The organism is Pseudomonas sp. B22129 (assembly GCF_044218875.1).
Taxonomy (GTDB): Bacteria; Pseudomonadota; Gammaproteobacteria; order Pseudomonadales; family Pseudomonadaceae; genus Aquipseudomonas.
Genome location: NZ_CP162592.1, coordinates 1822515 through 1838239, shown reverse-complemented (window position 1 = coordinate 1838239; position 15725 = coordinate 1822515). Strand labels below are relative to the sequence as shown.

Annotated in this window: 18 protein-coding genes; 10 read left to right on the top strand and 8 right to left on the bottom strand. The window is 60.9% G+C overall.

What is annotated here, in order from left to right; all coding sequences use genetic code 11:
- Positions 1-144 precede the first annotated feature (144 nt).
- From AB4P94_RS08345 to AB4P94_RS08320, 6 genes are read left to right on the top strand one after another with little or no spacing between them, the layout of a single operon-like run.
- A complete protein-coding gene (locus AB4P94_RS08345; protein WP_395610158.1) occupies positions 145-1284 on the top strand; it encodes a homoserine O-acetyltransferase in 1140 nt (379 codons plus the stop codon).
- 7 nt (positions 1285-1291) lie between these two features.
- A complete protein-coding gene (gene metW, locus AB4P94_RS08340; RefSeq protein WP_016972957.1) occupies positions 1292-1912 on the top strand; it encodes a methionine biosynthesis protein MetW in 621 nt (206 codons plus the stop codon).
- Between the two features lie 21 nt (positions 1913-1933).
- On the top strand, positions 1934-2368 hold the full coding sequence (locus tag AB4P94_RS08335; protein WP_395610157.1) for a DUF4426 domain-containing protein: 435 nt from the start codon (positions 1934-1936) through the stop codon (positions 2366-2368).
- Positions 2365-2961, top strand: a complete 597-nt coding sequence (gene rdgB / locus AB4P94_RS08330; protein WP_395610156.1) for an RdgB/HAM1 family non-canonical purine NTP pyrophosphatase — start codon at positions 2365-2367, stop codon at positions 2959-2961. Before AB4P94_RS08335 ends, rdgB begins: the two co-directional genes overlap by 4 nt.
- Positions 2958-4160 carry a radical SAM family heme chaperone HemW gene (hemW, locus tag AB4P94_RS08325; RefSeq protein ID WP_395610155.1) on the top strand — a complete coding sequence of 401 codons (1203 nt, stop codon included), beginning with the start codon at positions 2958-2960 and terminating at the stop codon, positions 4158-4160. Before rdgB ends, hemW begins: the two co-directional genes overlap by 4 nt.
- Positions 4161-4178: 18 nt before the next feature.
- Complete coding sequence (locus AB4P94_RS08320) at positions 4179-4502, top strand: DUF3392 domain-containing protein (protein WP_395610154.1); 324 nt, start codon at positions 4179-4181, stop codon at positions 4500-4502.
- 143 nt (positions 4503-4645) lie between these two features.
- Here AB4P94_RS08320 and trmB read toward each other — a convergent pair whose 3' ends face one another.
- The 4 genes from trmB to AB4P94_RS08300 form a co-directional block, all read right to left on the bottom strand.
- Positions 4646-5371, bottom strand: a complete 726-nt coding sequence (trmB, locus tag AB4P94_RS08315; RefSeq protein ID WP_395610153.1) for a tRNA (guanosine(46)-N7)-methyltransferase TrmB — start codon at positions 5369-5371, stop codon at positions 4646-4648.
- Positions 5372-5380: 9 nt separating this feature from the next.
- Positions 5381-6175: a thiazole synthase gene (locus AB4P94_RS08310; protein WP_395610152.1), complete on the bottom strand. Its 795-nt coding sequence runs from the start codon at positions 6173-6175 to the stop codon at positions 5381-5383.
- 52 nt (positions 6176-6227) lie between these two features.
- The gene (thiS, locus tag AB4P94_RS08305; protein ID WP_031320180.1) at positions 6228-6428 is read right to left on the bottom strand and encodes a sulfur carrier protein ThiS; all 201 of its coding nucleotides are present in this window, start codon (positions 6426-6428) and stop codon (positions 6228-6230) included.
- A gap of 71 nt (positions 6429-6499) precedes the next feature.
- On the bottom strand, positions 6500-6877 hold the full coding sequence (locus tag AB4P94_RS08300) for a DUF423 domain-containing protein (RefSeq protein WP_395610151.1): 378 nt from the start codon (positions 6875-6877) through the stop codon (positions 6500-6502).
- A 74-nt stretch (positions 6878-6951) separates the two neighbouring features.
- On the opposite strand from AB4P94_RS08300, the gene mtgA reads away from it, so the two are divergent.
- The gene (gene mtgA / locus AB4P94_RS08295; protein ID WP_395610150.1) at positions 6952-7674 is read left to right on the top strand and encodes a monofunctional biosynthetic peptidoglycan transglycosylase; all 723 of its coding nucleotides are present in this window, start codon (positions 6952-6954) and stop codon (positions 7672-7674) included.
- 135 nt (positions 7675-7809) lie between these two features.
- Here the strand turns inward: mtgA and rpoH are convergent, their stop codons facing one another.
- The 4 genes from rpoH to ftsY form a co-directional block, all read right to left on the bottom strand.
- Complete coding sequence (gene rpoH / locus AB4P94_RS08290; RefSeq protein ID WP_016972967.1) at positions 7810-8664, bottom strand: RNA polymerase sigma factor RpoH; 855 nt, start codon at positions 8662-8664, stop codon at positions 7810-7812.
- Positions 8665-8793: 129 nt separating this feature from the next.
- Positions 8794-9819 (bottom strand): permease-like cell division protein FtsX, encoded by a 1026-nt coding sequence (gene ftsX / locus AB4P94_RS08285; RefSeq protein WP_395610149.1) that lies wholly within the window; start codon positions 9817-9819, stop codon positions 8794-8796.
- The gene (gene ftsE, locus AB4P94_RS08280) at positions 9816-10487 is read right to left on the bottom strand and encodes a cell division ATP-binding protein FtsE (protein ID WP_003213784.1); all 672 of its coding nucleotides are present in this window, start codon (positions 10485-10487) and stop codon (positions 9816-9818) included. The genes ftsX and ftsE overlap by 4 nt, the downstream gene beginning before the upstream one ends.
- Positions 10484-11884: a signal recognition particle-docking protein FtsY gene (gene ftsY, locus AB4P94_RS08275; RefSeq protein WP_395610148.1), complete on the bottom strand. Its 1401-nt coding sequence runs from the start codon at positions 11882-11884 to the stop codon at positions 10484-10486. Before ftsY ends, ftsE begins: the two co-directional genes overlap by 4 nt.
- A gap of 338 nt (positions 11885-12222) precedes the next feature.
- Between ftsY and AB4P94_RS08270 the strand changes: the two genes are divergently transcribed.
- From AB4P94_RS08270 to rsmD, 3 genes are read left to right on the top strand one after another with little or no spacing between them, the layout of a single operon-like run.
- Complete coding sequence (locus tag AB4P94_RS08270; RefSeq protein ID WP_395610147.1) at positions 12223-13578, top strand: M16 family metallopeptidase; 1356 nt, start codon at positions 12223-12225, stop codon at positions 13576-13578.
- Positions 13571-15061 carry a M16 family metallopeptidase gene (locus tag AB4P94_RS08265; protein ID WP_395610146.1) on the top strand — a complete coding sequence of 497 codons (1491 nt, stop codon included), beginning with the start codon at positions 13571-13573 and terminating at the stop codon, positions 15059-15061. Before AB4P94_RS08270 ends, AB4P94_RS08265 begins: the two co-directional genes overlap by 8 nt.
- Complete coding sequence (gene rsmD / locus AB4P94_RS08260; RefSeq protein ID WP_395610145.1) at positions 15061-15678, top strand: 16S rRNA (guanine(966)-N(2))-methyltransferase RsmD; 618 nt, start codon at positions 15061-15063, stop codon at positions 15676-15678. The genes AB4P94_RS08265 and rsmD overlap by 1 nt, the downstream gene beginning before the upstream one ends.
- Positions 15679-15725: the final 47 nt, after the last annotated feature.

The following is a 15725-nucleotide window of genomic DNA, read 5'->3' as shown; positions in this document are numbered from 1 at the left end:
TGTGACTGACACACCGAGGTGTCTGTATCGCAGGCAAGCCAGCTCCCACACAGGCCAACTGCCACATTTTGTATCTGCGCCTTTGCTTGCCGCTACGCCCCCCGCTCTTTAGACTTACGCCTCATTTAAACGAGAGCAGGGTCGATGCCAGCTGCCTTTCCCCCCGATTCTGTTGGACTGGTCGTGCCCCAAATGGCGCACTTCAGCGAACCGCTGGCCCTGGCCTGCGGTCGTTCGCTGCCAGCCTACGACCTGATCTATGAAACCTACGGCCAACTGAACGCCACGGCGAGCAATGCCGTGCTGATCTGCCATGCCTTGTCCGGCCATCACCATGCCGCCGGTTTCCACTCCGTCGACGACCGCAAGCCCGGCTGGTGGGACAGCTGTATCGGCCCCGGCAAGCCCATCGACACCGACAAGTTCTTTGTGGTCAGCCTGAACAACCTTGGCGGCTGCAACGGTTCTACCGGCCCGAGCAGTATCAACCCGGAAACCGGCAAGCCCTTCGGCGCCGACTTCCCGGTACTGACCGTGGAAGACTGGGTGCACAGCCAGGCGCACCTCGCTGACATGCTGGGCATTCATAAGTGGGCGGCAGTGATCGGCGGCAGCCTGGGCGGCATGCAGGCGCTGCAATGGACCATCACTTATCCGGATCGCGTGCGCCATTGCCTGGCCATCGCCTCGGCGCCAAAACTGTCGGCACAGAACATCGCCTTCAACGAAGTGGCGCGCCAGGCCATCCTCACCGACCCCGAATTCCACGGTGGTTCGTTCCAGGAAGCCGGCGTGATTCCCAAGCGCGGCCTGATGCTGGCGCGGATGGTCGGGCACATCACCTACCTGTCCGATGATTCCATGGGCGAGAAATTCGGCCGTGGACTCAAGAGCGAAAAGCTCAACTACGACTTCCACAGCGTCGAGTTCCAGGTGGAAAGCTATCTGCGTTATCAGGGCGAGGAGTTCTCCGGGCGTTTCGACGCCAACACCTACCTGCTGATGACCAAGGCGCTGGACTATTTCGACCCGGCCGCCAACCACGACGATGACCTGGCGAAAACCTTCGAGCACGCCACGGCCAAGTTCTGCGTGATGTCGTTCACCACTGACTGGCGTTTTTCGCCGGCGCGCTCGCGCGAGCTGGTGGACGCGTTGATGGCCGCGCGCAAAGACGTCTGCTACCTGGAGATCGACGCGCCGCAAGGCCACGACGCTTTCCTGATTCCGATCCCGCGTTACTTGCAGGCGTTCGGCAATTACATGAACCGAATCGTATTGTGAGAAAGCCATGAGAGCCGACCTGGAAATCATCCAAGACTGGATCCCCGCCGGCAGCCGCGTGCTCGACCTTGGCTGCGGTGATGGCGAACTGCTGAGCTGGCTGCGCGACAACAAGCAAGTCACCGGCTACGGCCTGGAAAACGACCCGGACAATATCGCCCAGTGCGTGGCCAAGGGCATCAACGTGATCGAGCAGGACCTGGACAAGGGCCTGGGCAACTTTGCCAGCAACAGCTTCGACATCGTAGTCATGACCCAGGCCCTGCAAGCCGTGCACTACCCGGACCGTATCCTCGACGAAATGCTGCGCGTGGGCCGCCAGTGCATCATCACCTTCCCCAACTTCGGCCATTGGCGCTGCCGCTGGTACCTGGCCACCAAGGGCCGCATGCCGGTGTCGGATTTCCTGCCGTACACCTGGTACAACACGCCCAATATTCACTTCTGCACCTTCGAAGACTTCGAAGCCCTGTGCGGCGAGCGTGAAGCCAAAGTCATCAACCGCCTTGCCGTCGATCAACAGCACCGCCACGGCTGGGCGAGTAAGCTATGGCCCAACCTGTTGGGCGAAATCGGGATTTACCGGGTCAGCAGCCCTGGCCTGACCGACCACAAGATTGCCGTCTAATCATTTTCAAGAGGGACGCTCATGAGTCGTTTGGCTGTTTTTTTATTGACCGCACTGCTTGGCACCAACGCCATGGCCGCCGACGTTATCGACCCTAACCGCACGAAAGAATTTGGCGACATCACCGTGCGCTACAACACGTTCACTTCCAGCTTCCTGCAGCCGGAAACCGCCCAGGCCGCAGGCGTGGTGCGCAGCAAGAACAAAGGCCTGATCAACGTTTCCGTCTTCAAGGGCGTGACGCCCGTGGTGGCGCAAGTGACCGGCACCATCAAGGACTCGCTCGGCAAAAGCGAAGTGCTGACCTTCAAGCAGATCACCGAAAAAGGCGTGACCAACTACCTCGCGCCCTACTCCGTGCCGCAGCAGGAATTCAAGACCTTCACCATCAACGTTGAAACCGGCGGCAAGGCCCACGGTTTCAGTTTTGTCCAAGAACTTTTCCCGGCCGAATGATGAACCTTACTCAACTCGTACTGGCCAGCCACAACGCCGGCAAACTCAAAGAACTGCAGGCCATGCTCGGCGAATCTGTTCAACTGCGCTCGATTGGCGAGTTCAGCCAGGTGGAGCCGGAAGAAACCGGCCTGTCGTTCGTCGAGAACGCCATCCTCAAGGCGCGCAATGCGGCGCGCATCTCCGGCCTGCCGGCGCTGGCGGATGATTCGGGCCTGGCGGTGGATTTCCTCGGCGGTGCACCAGGCATCTACTCGGCGCGTTATGCAGACGGCAAAGGCGACGCGGCCAACAACGCCAAGCTGCTGGACGCCCTCAAGGACGTGCCGGATGCCGAGCGCGGCGCGCAGTTCGTCTGTGTGCTGGCGCTGGTTCGCCATGCCGACGACCCTCTGCCGATTCTCTGCGAAGGCCTGTGGCACGGGCGCATTCTTCACGCGGCCAGCGGCGAGCACGGCTTTGGCTATGACCCGCTGTTTTGGGTGCCGGAGCGTACTGTCTCCAGCGCCGAGCTGAGCCCGGTCGACAAAAACCAGATCAGCCATCGCGCCCGTGCCATGGCTCTGTTGCGCCAGCGTCTGGGCCTGAAATGACCCAGAACACTTCTGCGCAGCCGCTGATCCACGGCGGCGCGCAAACACCTCGGGCGGCCTTGCCGGTGCTACCGCCCCTGGCGCTGTACATCCACATTCCGTGGTGCGTGCGCAAATGCCCTTATTGCGACTTCAATTCCCACACCGCCAGCAAAGTGCTGCCGGAAGAAGAGTATGTGGACGCATTGCTGGCCGACCTTGATCAAGACCTGCACGCGGTTTACGGCCGTGAACTGAGCTCGATTTTCTTCGGTGGCGGCACGCCCAGCCTGTTCAGCGCCGCCGCGCTGGGGCGCCTGCTCAAGGGCGTGCAAGCTCGTATCCCGTTTGCCGACGACATCGAAATCACCCTGGAAGCCAACCCCGGGACGTTCGAGCAAGAGAAGTTCGTGGCGTACCGCAAGCTGGGGATCAATCGCCTGTCCATCGGCATTCAGAGCTTCCAGCAGCAAAAGCTTGAGGCGCTGGGCCGCATCCATAATGGTGATGAAGCCGTGCGCGCCGCCGGCATGGCACGCCAGGCCGGGTTCGATAACTTCAACCTTGACCTGATGCACGGCTTGCCCGATCAGTCGCTGGACGATGCCCTGAGCGACTTGCGCCAGGCCATCGCACTCAAGCCTACGCACCTGTCCTGGTATCAGCTGACGCTGGAACCCAACACCGTATTCTGGAACCAGCCGCCCGCGCTGCCGGAAGACGACACGCTGTGGGACATTCAGGAAGCCGGCCAGGCGCTGCTGGCCGAACACGGTTACGCGCAATATGAAGTATCGGCCTATGCCCAACCGGGCCGCCCGGCGCGGCATAACCTGAATTACTGGAGCTTTGGCGACTTTATCGGCATTGGCGCCGGTGCCCACGGCAAGCTCAGCCACCCGGACGGGCGCATCGTGCGCACCTGGAAGACTCGCGCACCCAAGGACTACCTCAACCCAGCCAAAAGCTTCCAGGCCGGTGCGAAAGAGCTGACTAATGAAGAGCTGCCATTCGAGTTCCTGATGAACGCTTTGCGGCTCACCGAAGGCGTTGAATCCAGGCTGTACGCCGAGCGCACCGGCCTCGACCTGGCCAGCCTCGACGAAGGCCGCCGTGAGGCAGAACAAAGTGGCTTAATGCAGGTCGAACCGTCACGCCTGGCGGCCACCGACCGTGGGCAACTCTTTCTCAATGACCTGTTGCAGAAGTTTTTGAGCTGATCGCTCTAAGGAAATCACATGGATTTGGTACTCGACCTGCTCGCCACCGTGTCCCGCTGGAGCCGTAGCAACCTGTCGGAAATCTCCCTGGCCCTTGTCGGCTGTTTGCTGGTGCTGTTTGGCGCCGATATCAAAGGCTGGGTCGAAGGCCGCTTGGGCAGCATCGCTGGCGCATTGCGCGTACCGTTGATGGCGCTGGTGTGCATGATCGGCAGCGGTGCAGCGTTGATCTACGCCACGCCGTGGATTGTGCGAGGGCTGAGCCAGTTCAATAACTACAGCCTGGCGCCGGTGTTGGTGGTGGTGCTGGTGTTGATTGGCGTAGTCGCGGATCGCCGATAATCCTGAGCACACTGCATAACAAATGTGGGAGCGGGCTTGCTCGCGAAGGCGTAGTGTCAGTCACCGAAGATGTCGACTGAACCATCGCATTCGCGAGCAAGCCCGCTCCCACATTTTTGATCGCATTTCAAGCCAGTGGCTTGTCAATCGACCTTCTCGAACTTCAAATCCCAAACCCCATGCCCGAGTCGCTCGCCGCGGCGTTCGAACTTGGTGATCGGGCGCTCGGCCGGGCGTGGCACGCATTTGCCGTCTTCGGCCAGGTTGCGGTAGCCAGGCGCTACGTCCATCACTTCCAGCATGTACTCCGCATACGGTTCCCAGTCGGTGGCCATGTGCAGGATACCGCCCACTTTCAGCTTGCTGCGTACCAGTTCCGCGAAGGAGGCCTGGACGATGCGACGCTTGTGGTGACGGGATTTGTGCCATGGGTCCGGGAAGAACAACATCAGGCGGTCGAGGCTGTTGTCGGCGATGCAGCGGTTGAGCACTTCAATCGCGTCGCAGTCGTAGACGCGCAGGTTGGTCAGGCCTTGAGTCAGCACGCCGTTGAGCAGCGCGCCGACACCCGGGCGGTGCACTTCAACGCCGATGAAATCCTGTTCCGGCGAGGCTGCAGCCATTTCCAGCAGGGAATGGCCCATGCCGAAACCGATTTCCAGGGAACGCGGGGCCGAACGGCAGAACACCTGGTCGTAGTCCACCGGCGCGTCGGCCAATGGCAACACGAACAGCGGTGTACCTTGCTCCAGGCCCTTTTGCTGGCCTTCGGTCATACGACCGGCGCGCATCACAAAACTCTTGATGCGGCGGTGCTTGGACTCGTCACCTTCTTCCACGGTGTTCGGCGTTTCGTTTGATTCAGTCATCAATGGCTCTTACTTGATCAGACCATCCAGCGGCGAGGAGGCGCTGGCGTAGAGTTTTTTCGGCATGCGCCCGGCGAGGTAGGCCAGGCGGCCTGCGACGATGGCGTGGTTCATGGCTTCGGCCATCATGATCGGTTGCTGGGCGTGGGCGATGGCCGAGTTCATCAGCACCGCATCGCAGCCCAGTTCCATGGCGATGGTCGCGTCGGAGGCTGTGCCCACGCCCGCATCCACCAGCACCGGGATTTTCGCTTCTTCGAGGATGATCTGCAGGTTGTACGGATTGCAGATGCCCAGACCGGAACCGATCAGACCGGCCAGCGGCATCACGGCGATACAGCCGATTTCCGCCAGTTGGCGCGCGATGATCGGGTCATCGCTGGTGTAGACCATCACGTCAAAACCTTCCTTGACCAGCGTTTCGGCGGCCTTAAGGGTTTCGATCACGTTGGGAAACAGGGTTTTCTGGTCGGCCAGCACTTCCAGCTTCACCAGATTGTGGCCGTCGAGCAGCTCACGGGCCAGGCGGCAGGTGCGCACGGCTTCGATGGCGTCGTAGCAACCGGCGGTGTTCGGCAGGAAGGTGTAGCGATCCGGCGACAGCACTTCGAGCAGGTTCGGCTCGCCTTCGATCTGGCCCAGGTTGGTGCGGCGCACGGCGAAGGTGACGATCTCGGCGCCCGAGGCCTCGATGGCCTGGCGGGTTTCTTCCATATCGCGGTACTTGCCGGTGCCGACCAGCAGACGGGACTGGAAGGTACGACCGGCCAGGACGAAGGGCTTGTCGCTACGAACGATGCTCATGGGAAATCCTCGAAATGGAGTGAGGTTCTGCAGAATTCAGAAAGCTGTGCGACTAGCCGCCGCCGATGGCGTGGACCACTTCAACCTGATCACCTTCGGTGAGCGCGGTCTCGGCGTGTTGGCTACGCGGGACGATATCCAGGTTGAGTTCCACTGCGACGCGACGCCCGGTCAGGTCGAGGCGGGTCAGCAGGGCCGCAACGGTTTCACCGTCGGGCAGTTCAAAGGATTCGCCGTTCAACAGAATGCGCATGCCGCGGGCCGCCATCGTTTTTAGGGGCCCGCATTCTAGCCCGATTGCCGCAGCAGGCCCAAGCCCCTCGGTCAGATGGCCTGCAAACGCCACGCCGCCAAACCGAGGAAGAACCAGCCCAGCAGAAAGGCCAAACCGCCAAAGGGCGTGATGATGCCCAGCTTGCTGAAACCTGTCAGCGTCAACACATACAGGCTGCCGGAGAACAGCAGGATACCGACGGTAAACGAGATACCCGCCCAGTTGACCAATCGGCCAGGAATATGTGCAGCCAACAGTGCTACGCCGAATAACGCCAGGGCGTGTATCAATTGGTAGGTGACGCCGGTATGGAAGATTGCCAGGTACTCGGCGCTCAGGCGGTTTTTCAGGCCATGGGCGGCGAAGGCACCGAGCGCGACGCCGGTAAAGCCAAAAAAGGCGGCCAGCATCAGAAAGCTACGCAGCATGAGGAACTCCAGTCAGACGCAAGGGGCAGGGTCTGTATAATGGCCCGCTCAACGGGTTCGGCCAAGCCATCTCTATGCTGCGTCTCCTCTTCAAGCGTTTTCTCAAAGTCGTGAAATGGTTTGCCATCGGCAGTGTGTTGCTGGTGCTGCTGTTTCGCGTCGTGCCGCCGCCGTTCACTGCGTTGATGGTCGAGCGCAAGATCGAGTCGTGGGTCGACGGCGAACCGATTGACCTGCAGCGCACGTGGGTGGCGTGGGACGAGATCTCCGATGACCTCAAGGTGGCGGTGATGGCCGGTGAAGACCAGCGTTTTCCGCAGCATTGGGGCTTTGATTTCGGCGCGATCCAGGCGGCAATCCTGCACAACGAGCGCGGCGGCTCGATTCGCGGCGCCAGCACCTTGAGCCAGCAAGTGTCGAAAAACCTGTTTCTGTGGACCGGCCGCAGCTATTTGCGCAAAGGGCTGGAAGCGTGGTTTACCGGGCTGATCGAAGTGTTGTGGCCCAAGCAGCGCATTCTTGAGGTCTACCTCAACAGCGTGGAATGGGATGAAGGCGTGTTTGGCGCAGAGGCGGCGGCGCGGCATCACTTTGGGGTGAGTGCCAAGGGGCTTTCGCGGCAGCAGGCGAGTTATCTGGCGGCTGTTTTGCCGAACCCGCGGGTGTGGAGTGCCAGCCATCCGACGGCGTATGTGGCCAGACGGGCGGCGTGGATTCGGCAGCAGATGAGTCAGTTGGGTGGGGATGGTTACCTGGTAGAGCTGAACAATTCCCGAAAAGCGCCCTGGTCCGACTGACACAGCACAAAAACAACTGTGGGAGCGGGCTTGCTCGCGAATGCGGTGGTTCAGTCAACATATCGGTGACTGACACTCCGCTTTCGCGAGCAAGCCCGCTCCCACATTCGATCGCGTTGTTTTCGGAACCGCGTATCAGGCAGCGATCGACAACTTCAGCTTGTTCATCGCGCTTTTCTCAAGCTGACGAATCCGCTCGGCCGACACGTTGTACTTCTGCGCCAGGTCGTGCAGCGTGGCTTTGTCTTCTGCCAGCCAGCGCTGGTAAAGAATGTCACGGCTGCGGTCGTCCAGCACTTCCAGCGCTTCGTGCAGGTTGTGATTGGAGTTGTCGCTCCAATCGGCGTCTTCCAGTTGACGCGCCGGGTCGTACCGGTGGTCTTCCAGGTAGTTGGCCGGCGATTGGAAGGCGCTGTCGTCGTCCGCTTCGGCGGCCGGGTCGAAGGCCATGTCATGGCCGGTCAGGCGGCTTTCCATCTCGCGCACTTCACGGGGCTCTACACCGAGGCTTTCGGCCACGCGGTGGACTTCCTCGTTGTTCAGCCACGCCAGGCGTTTCTTCTGGCTGCGCAGGTTGAAGAACAGCTTGCGCTGGGCCTTGGTGGTTGCCACTTTCACGATGCGCCAGTTGCGCAGGATGAACTCGTGGATTTCCGCCTTGATCCAGTGCACGGCAAACGACACCAAACGCACACCCATCTCAGGGTTGAAGCGCTTTACAGCCTTCATCAAACCGACGTTGCCTTCCTGGATCAGGTCAGCTTGGGCCAGACCGTAGCCGCTATAGCTACGGGCGATATGTACAACAAAACGCAGGTGGGCGAGCACCATCTGCCGAGCCGCCCCCAAATCCTGCTCATAGTAGAGACTCTCGGCCAGTTCACGCTCCTGCTCGGGCGTCAGCAAGGGAATGCTGTTGACCGTGTGCACATAGGCCTCCAGGTTCGCACCCGGGACCAGAGCATAAGCAGGTTGCAAAGAAGTGGTCATACGAAAAAACCTCCGACTCACATAACTCGTGCAGTTCAGCACTGCGAAAATTGACCGGGAACCGTAGGACAAGTTCCCTAAACCACTGATACGGTCAATACAAACGAAACCACATTAATCTGACATTAACTACTTCGGTGCCAACTCACGTAAGTGACGAGCAACCGCAATCCAAGCACCGATATACCCCAACAATACAGCGCCAAGCAAGAGGCTAAGACCGTCGGCGACCGGCACCCCGGCCAGGGCAAAATCGCTGCCATAGAGTCCGGCAAGCCCGACTACCGCGTCGTTCAGCCAGTTCAGGCCAAATGCCAGCACGCCCCAGGACAAAATCCCGGCACCAAAGCCATAAAGCGCGCCCATGTACAGAAAAGGACGACGCACATAGCTGTCCGTGCCGCCGACCAGTTTAATCACTTCTATCTCGGTGCGACGGTTTTCAATATGAAGACGAATGGTATTACCTATCACCAAAAGTAATGCAGACACCAACAACACCGTCAGGCCGAACACGAAGCGGTCACCCAGCTTGAGGATCGCCGCCAGGCGCTCTACCCAGACTAGATCAAGTTGTGCCTGTTGCACCTTGGGCATTTCTGCGAGTTTTTGTCGCAGGGCCTCAAGCGCAGGCTTGTCGACCTCATTCGGCGTCACCAGCACCACGCCCGGCAGCGGGTTCTGCGGCAGCTCTTTAAGGGCTTCGCCCAGGCCGGATTGTTGCTGGAACTCTTCAAGAGCCTGGTCGCGGCTGATGTACTCGGCATCCGCCACGCCCGGCAGGTTCTTGATGTCATCACGCAAGGACTCGCCGTCTTTGGCACTGGCGTCGATGTTCAAATACAGGGAGATCTGCGCCGCACGCTGCCAGGAACCGCCGAGGCGCTCCACATTATTCAGCAGCAATGACAAACCCATCGGCAGGCTCAAGGCAACCGCCATCACCAGGCAGGTAAAAAAGCTGCCGATCGGCTGCTTGCCCAGGCGGCGCAGGCTGTCGAGCAAACTGGCGCGATGGCTTTCGATCCAGGCGCGCAGCAGCGTGCCGAAATCCGGGCCATCGTCATCGTCGTGTTTTTTCTTTTTCTGCGGTTGCGGGTCGGCGGCTTTCGGCGCCACGCGCTCGGACACTTTAGGGCTGCGGGTGGCACTCATACACCGGCCTCCCCGTCACCGATCAGGCGGCCGCGCTGCAGCGTCAGCATGCGGTGGCGCATGCGCGCGATCAGCGCCAGGTCGTGGCTGGCGATCAACACACTGGTGCCCAGGCGATTGATGTCTTCGAACACGCCCATGATTTCGGCCGCCAGGCGCGGGTCGAGGTTACCGGTAGGTTCGTCCGCCAGCAACAAAGCCGGGCGGTGAACGATGGCGCGGGCAATGCCGACGCGTTGCTGCTGGCCGGTGGACAGGTCGCCGGGGTACAGGTCGGTCTTGTCCGACAGCGCCACACGCTCCAGGGCCGAATCCACGCGCTTGACGATTTCGGCCTTGGACAGACCAAGGATTTGCAGCGGCAAGGCAATATTGTTGAACACCGTGCGATCAAACAGTAACTGGTGATTCTGGAACACCACGCCGATCTGGCGGCGCAGGAATGGAATCTGCGCGTTGCTGATGGTGGCCAGGTCCTGGCCCGCCAGCAGCAGCTTGCCGGTGGTCGGACGCTCCATGGCCAGCAGCAGACGCAGCAGCGTACTTTTGCCCGCGCCCGAGTGACCGGTCACAAACAGGAATTCGCCGCGGCGCACGCGAAAACTCAGCTCGTGCAAGCCCACATGCCCGTTGGCGTAGCGTTTACCGACCTGCTCGAATCGAATCATGAACGCTCCCGCTCGGCGAAAAGTGCCTGTACAAAGGGTTCGGCCTCAAAGGTGCGCAGGTCGTCAATGCCTTCACCGACGCCGATATAACGAATCGGCAACCCGAACTGTTTGGCCAGGGCGAAAATCACGCCGCCTTTGGCCGTGCCGTCGAGCTTAGTCAATGCCAGGCCAGTCAGTTGCACCGTCTGGTTGAATTGTTTGGCCTGGCTGATAGCGTTCTGCCCGGTACCGGCGTCGAGCACCAGCAACACCTCATGGGGGGCGTCTGCGTCAAGCTTGCCGATCACGCGGCGCACCTTCTTCAGCTCTTCCATCAAATTGTCTTTGGTGTGCAGGCGGCCGGCAGTGTCGGCGATCAACACATCGATGTTACGAGCCTTGGCGGCCTGCACAGCGTCGAAGATCACCGAAGCCGAATCCGCGCCCGTGTGCTGCGCGATGACCGGGATCTTGTTGCGCTCGCCCCAGACTTGCAGCTGTTCGACAGCGGCGGCACGGAAGGTATCGCCGGCGGCGAGCATGACTTTCTTGCCTTCCGACTGCAGCTTCTTGGCCAACTTGCCGATGGTGGTGGTCTTGCCGGCGCCGTTGACGCCCACCACCAGAATCACGAACGGCTTGTTCGGCGTGATCACCAGCGGGGCTTCCACAGGCTTGAGCATCGCGGCCAGTTCGGCCTGCAAGGATTTGTACAGAGCATCGGCGTCGGTCAGTTGCTTGCGCGCGACCTTCTGGGTCAGGCTCTGGATGATCACGGCCGTGGCTTCAACGCCCACGTCAGCCGTCAGCAGGCGGGTTTCAATATCTTCCAGCAGCTCGTCATCGATGACTTTCTTGCCGAGAAACAGGCTGGCCATGCCCTCGCCAATGCTGGCGCTGGTTTTGCTCAGGCCTTGCTTGAGGCGGGCGAAAAATCCGGTTTTGCTGGTTTCGACGGCAACGGCAACGGGCTCCGGCTCGGCCACGGCGGGCACTGCAACCACAGCGGGAGCAGGCGATGGCTCAACCGGCGCAGGGGTTTCAACACTCCGCGCAGCTTCAACGACCACGGCAACCGGCTCAACCACTGCCGGAATCGGCGGCACTACGTGCTCGGCCTGAACATCTTCAACGAGTGCTACCGGCTCCTCGGCCACCGGCAGCTCCAGCCACGGTTTGTGCTCAGGCTCAACCTCAGCCACCGGCTGCAACACCGGCTCAGCCATCGGCAACACGATAGGCGCCGGGGTTTCAACAACCGGTGCGGCTTCCACTAAAGGTTCAGGAATGGGTTCAGGTTGAACCTGCGGCTGTTCGACGACGGCTTCCTGCGGCTTTTTGCGCAGCCATCCGAACAGGCCTTTTTTCTCGCCAGCCGCGGCTGGGTTCTTCTTGTCGTCGTTGGAACCAAACATGGAGGACGGCTATCTCAAAGTAGCGATGCGCCAGGGCGCCTCGGTAAATAAATTCGATGCAGAACAGACTGCTTTAAGGCTCGCTTGTTCATGCGCAACATTTGGTAAGGCGTAAATAAAGGCCTTAACGAATCGTTTCAATATAGGACTGAAGCGATAAATTCGTCGAAAAGTGGAACATCGTCGGGGAAACCCTGCGCCAAATCCTACATTCCTACGATTGGATCCGGTACAAGATGACCGCCGCAGTGGCCGTGTCCAAATCGGATCAGTATCCTAGCACCCTCTCGCCCGCCGACGCTAAGACCAAGCGGGCAGCCCAACAGGTTAAAAAACGAATGAATGCTCTAGCCCGCCGTGCCGCAGGCCTGCTGCTCAGCACAGTTTGTCTGCCCCTTTCAGCTTTGGCTGCCGACCCACAACCCACCCATGAATTCACCCTCGATAACGGCCTCAAAGTGGTCGTGCGCGAAGACCATCGCGCGCCAGTGGTGGTTTCCCAGGTCTGGTACAAGGTCGGTTCGAGCTACGAAACCCCGGGCCAGACCGGTTTGTCCCACGCGCTTGAACACATGATGTTCAAGGGCAGCGCCAAAGTCGGCCCCGGCGAGGCCTCGCTGATCCTGCGCGATCTGGGCGCCGAGGAAAACGCGTTCACCAGTGACGACTACACCGCCTATTACCAGGTACTGGCCCGCGACCGCCTGGGCGTTGCCTTCGAGCTGGAAGCCGACCGCATGGCCAGCCTGCGCCTGCCGGCCGACGAGTTCAGCCGGGAAATCGAGGTCATCAAGGAAGAGCGCCGCCTGCGCACCGACGACAACCCGATGTCCAAGGCCTTTGAGCGCTTCAAGGCCATGGCCTACCCGGCCAGCGGCTACCACACGCCGACTATCGGTTGGATGGCCGACCTTGAACGCATGAAGGTAGAGGAGCTGCGCCACTGGTACCAATCCTGGTATGTGCCGAACAACGCCACGCTGGTAGTTGTCGGCGACGTGACCCCTGACGAGGTGAAAAACCTCGCCCAGCGTTACTTCGGCCCGATCCCGAAACGTGACGTACCACCGGCCAAGATTCCGCTGGAGCTGGCCGAACCCGGCGAGCGTTTGCTGACCCTGCATGTGCAAACCCAGCTGCCGAGCGTGATCCTCGGCTTTAACGTACCCGGCCTGGCCACCGCCGAAGACAAGCGCTCGGTACAGGCTCTGCGCCTGATCTCGGCCCTGTTGGACGGCGGCTACAGCGCGCGCATCTCCGAGCAGCTGGAGCGTGGTGAGGAGCTGGTGTCCGCCGCTTCCACCAGCTATGACGCCTACACCCGTGGCGACAGCCTGTTCACCCTGAGCGCCACGCCGAACCAGCAAAAGAAAAAGACCGTTGCCCAAGCCGAAGCCGGCCTGTGGCGCCTGCTGGACGAATTGAAAGCCAAACCGCCAACCACTGAAGAGCTGGAACGCATCCGCGCCCAGGTGATTGCCGGCCTCGTCTACCAGCGTGACTCCATCACCAGCCAGGCCACGGCCATCGGCTCGCTGGAAACCGTCGGCCTGTCCTGGAAGCTGATGGACACCGAGCTGGCCGACCTGCAAAGCGTGACCCCGGAAGATATCCAGAAAGCCGCCCGTACCTATTTCACCCGCGAACGTCTGAGCGTCGCCCATGTTTTGCCTGAGGAGACCGCTCATGAGTGATCGCAAAAGCAGCCGCCTGATCTTCCCCGGCCTGATCGTCGTCACCCTGATTGCCGCCAGCGCGGTGTATTTCCTGCGCCCGAGTGATTCCGTGGCCAGCCCGGCGCTGGAAAAAGCCCAATCGGCCAACAAGCTGCAATCGCTGGCAGAGCTGGACGGCAAAGCGCCGACCAACCGCAAGCTCGACGTGCAAACCTGGACCACCGCCGAAGGTGCCAAGGTGTTGTTTGTCGAAGCCCACGAACTGCCGATGTTCGACATGCGCATCCTGTTCGCCGCCGGCAGCAGCCAGGACGGCAACACGCCGGGCGTGGCGCTGCTGACCAACGCCATGCTCAACGAAGGCGTGCCAGGCAAAGACGTCAGCCAGATCGCCAGCGGTTTTGAAGGCCTGGGCGCAGACTTTGGCAATGGCGCTTTCCGCGACATGGCGCTGGTATCCCTGCGCAGCCTGAGCGACAGCGACAAGCGCGAAGCCGCCCTGGCATTGTTCGACGAGGTGATCGGCAAGCCGACTTTCCCCGCTGACTCACTGGCGCGCATCAAGAACCAGATCCTCGCCGGTTTTGAGTACCAGAAACAGAACCCGGCCAAGCTGGCCAGCCTTGAACTGTTCAAGCGCCTGTATGGCAACCACCCCTACGCTCACTCGAGTGAGGGCACACCTGAAAGTGTTCCGGCGATTACCCTGGCACAGCTGCAGGCGTTCCATGCCAAGGCCTATGCGGCAGGCAATGCGGTGATTGCAGTGGTGGGCGACCTGACCCGCGCCGAAGCCGAAGCCATGACTGCCAAGGTGTCCGCATCGCTGCCCAAAGGCCCGGCGCTGGCGAAGATCGCCCAACCGACCGAGCCGAAGGCCGGCTTGAGCCATATCGAGTTCCCGTCCAAACAGACGCACTTGCTGTTCGCGCAATTGGGCATCGACCGTGCCGACCCGGACTACGCAGCGTTGTCTCTGGGTAACCAGATTCTGGGTGGCGGTGGTTTCGGCACGCGCCTGATGAGTGAAGTGCGCGAGAAACGCGGCCTGACCTATGGCGTGTACTCCGGTTTCTCACCGATGCAGGTGCGCGGCCCGTTCATGATCCAGCTTCAGACCCGCGCCGAAATGAGCGGCGGCACCCTGCGCCTGGTCGAGGACGTGCTGGCCGACTACCTCAAGACCGGCCCGACGCAAAAGGAGCTGGATGACGCCAAGCGCGAGCTGGCCGGCAGCTTCCCGCTGTCCACCGCCAGCAATGCCGATATCGTCGGGCAACTGGGCGCCATGGGTTTCTATAACCTGCCGCTGAGCTATCTTGAGGATTTCATGAAACAATCCCAGGCCCTGACCGTAGATCAGGTCAAGGCTGCAATGAATAAACACTTGAGCGCCGACAAGATGGTCATCGTGACCGCCGGCCCGACGATTGCGCAAAAGCCACTACCGCCCCCCACTGATAAACCCGCCGAGCAGCCGCTCGGGGTTCCGGAGCATTAATGGCCAGTTCATCTCGCCCGAAAAAACCTGTCCACAACGTCCATAACGGTGTGGGCCAGCTGCGCATCATTGGCGGCGAATGGGGCAGCCGCAAGCTGAGCTTCCCCGACGTGGTGGGCCTGCGCCCGACACCCGACCGCGTACGTGAAACCCTGTTCAACTGGCTTGCGCCGTACATCGGCGGCGCCAAGGTGCTGGACCCGTTCGCGGGCAGCGGCGCGCTGTTCCTGGAGGCGCTGTCCCGTGGCGCGGCCCAGGGCCAGGCGCTGGATGCGAGCAATATCGCGGTTTCAAGCCTGAAGGAACACTTGGGCACCTTGCGCTGCACCACCGGCCAGGTACAAACCGCCGACGCGTTGCGCTACCTGGAAACCCAGCCGGCCAGCGAATACGACGTGGTGTTCCTCGACCCGCCGTTCAACCAGAACCTGCTACCCACCGTGTGTACGCTGCTGGAAGAACGCCAATGGCTGGCGCCGGATGCGTGGATCTACACTGAAAGCGAGACTGCACCGTCTACCCTCGGCTTGCCGGGCGCGTGGCGCCTGCACCGGGAGCAGAAGTCCGGACGGGTGTATTACGCGTTGTGGCACCGCTTTGTTGAAAGCGCCGCTTAACTTTGGGCTCGTTGTGCAAAGCAGGTTTTCTGTGGCAAGCGGGCTTA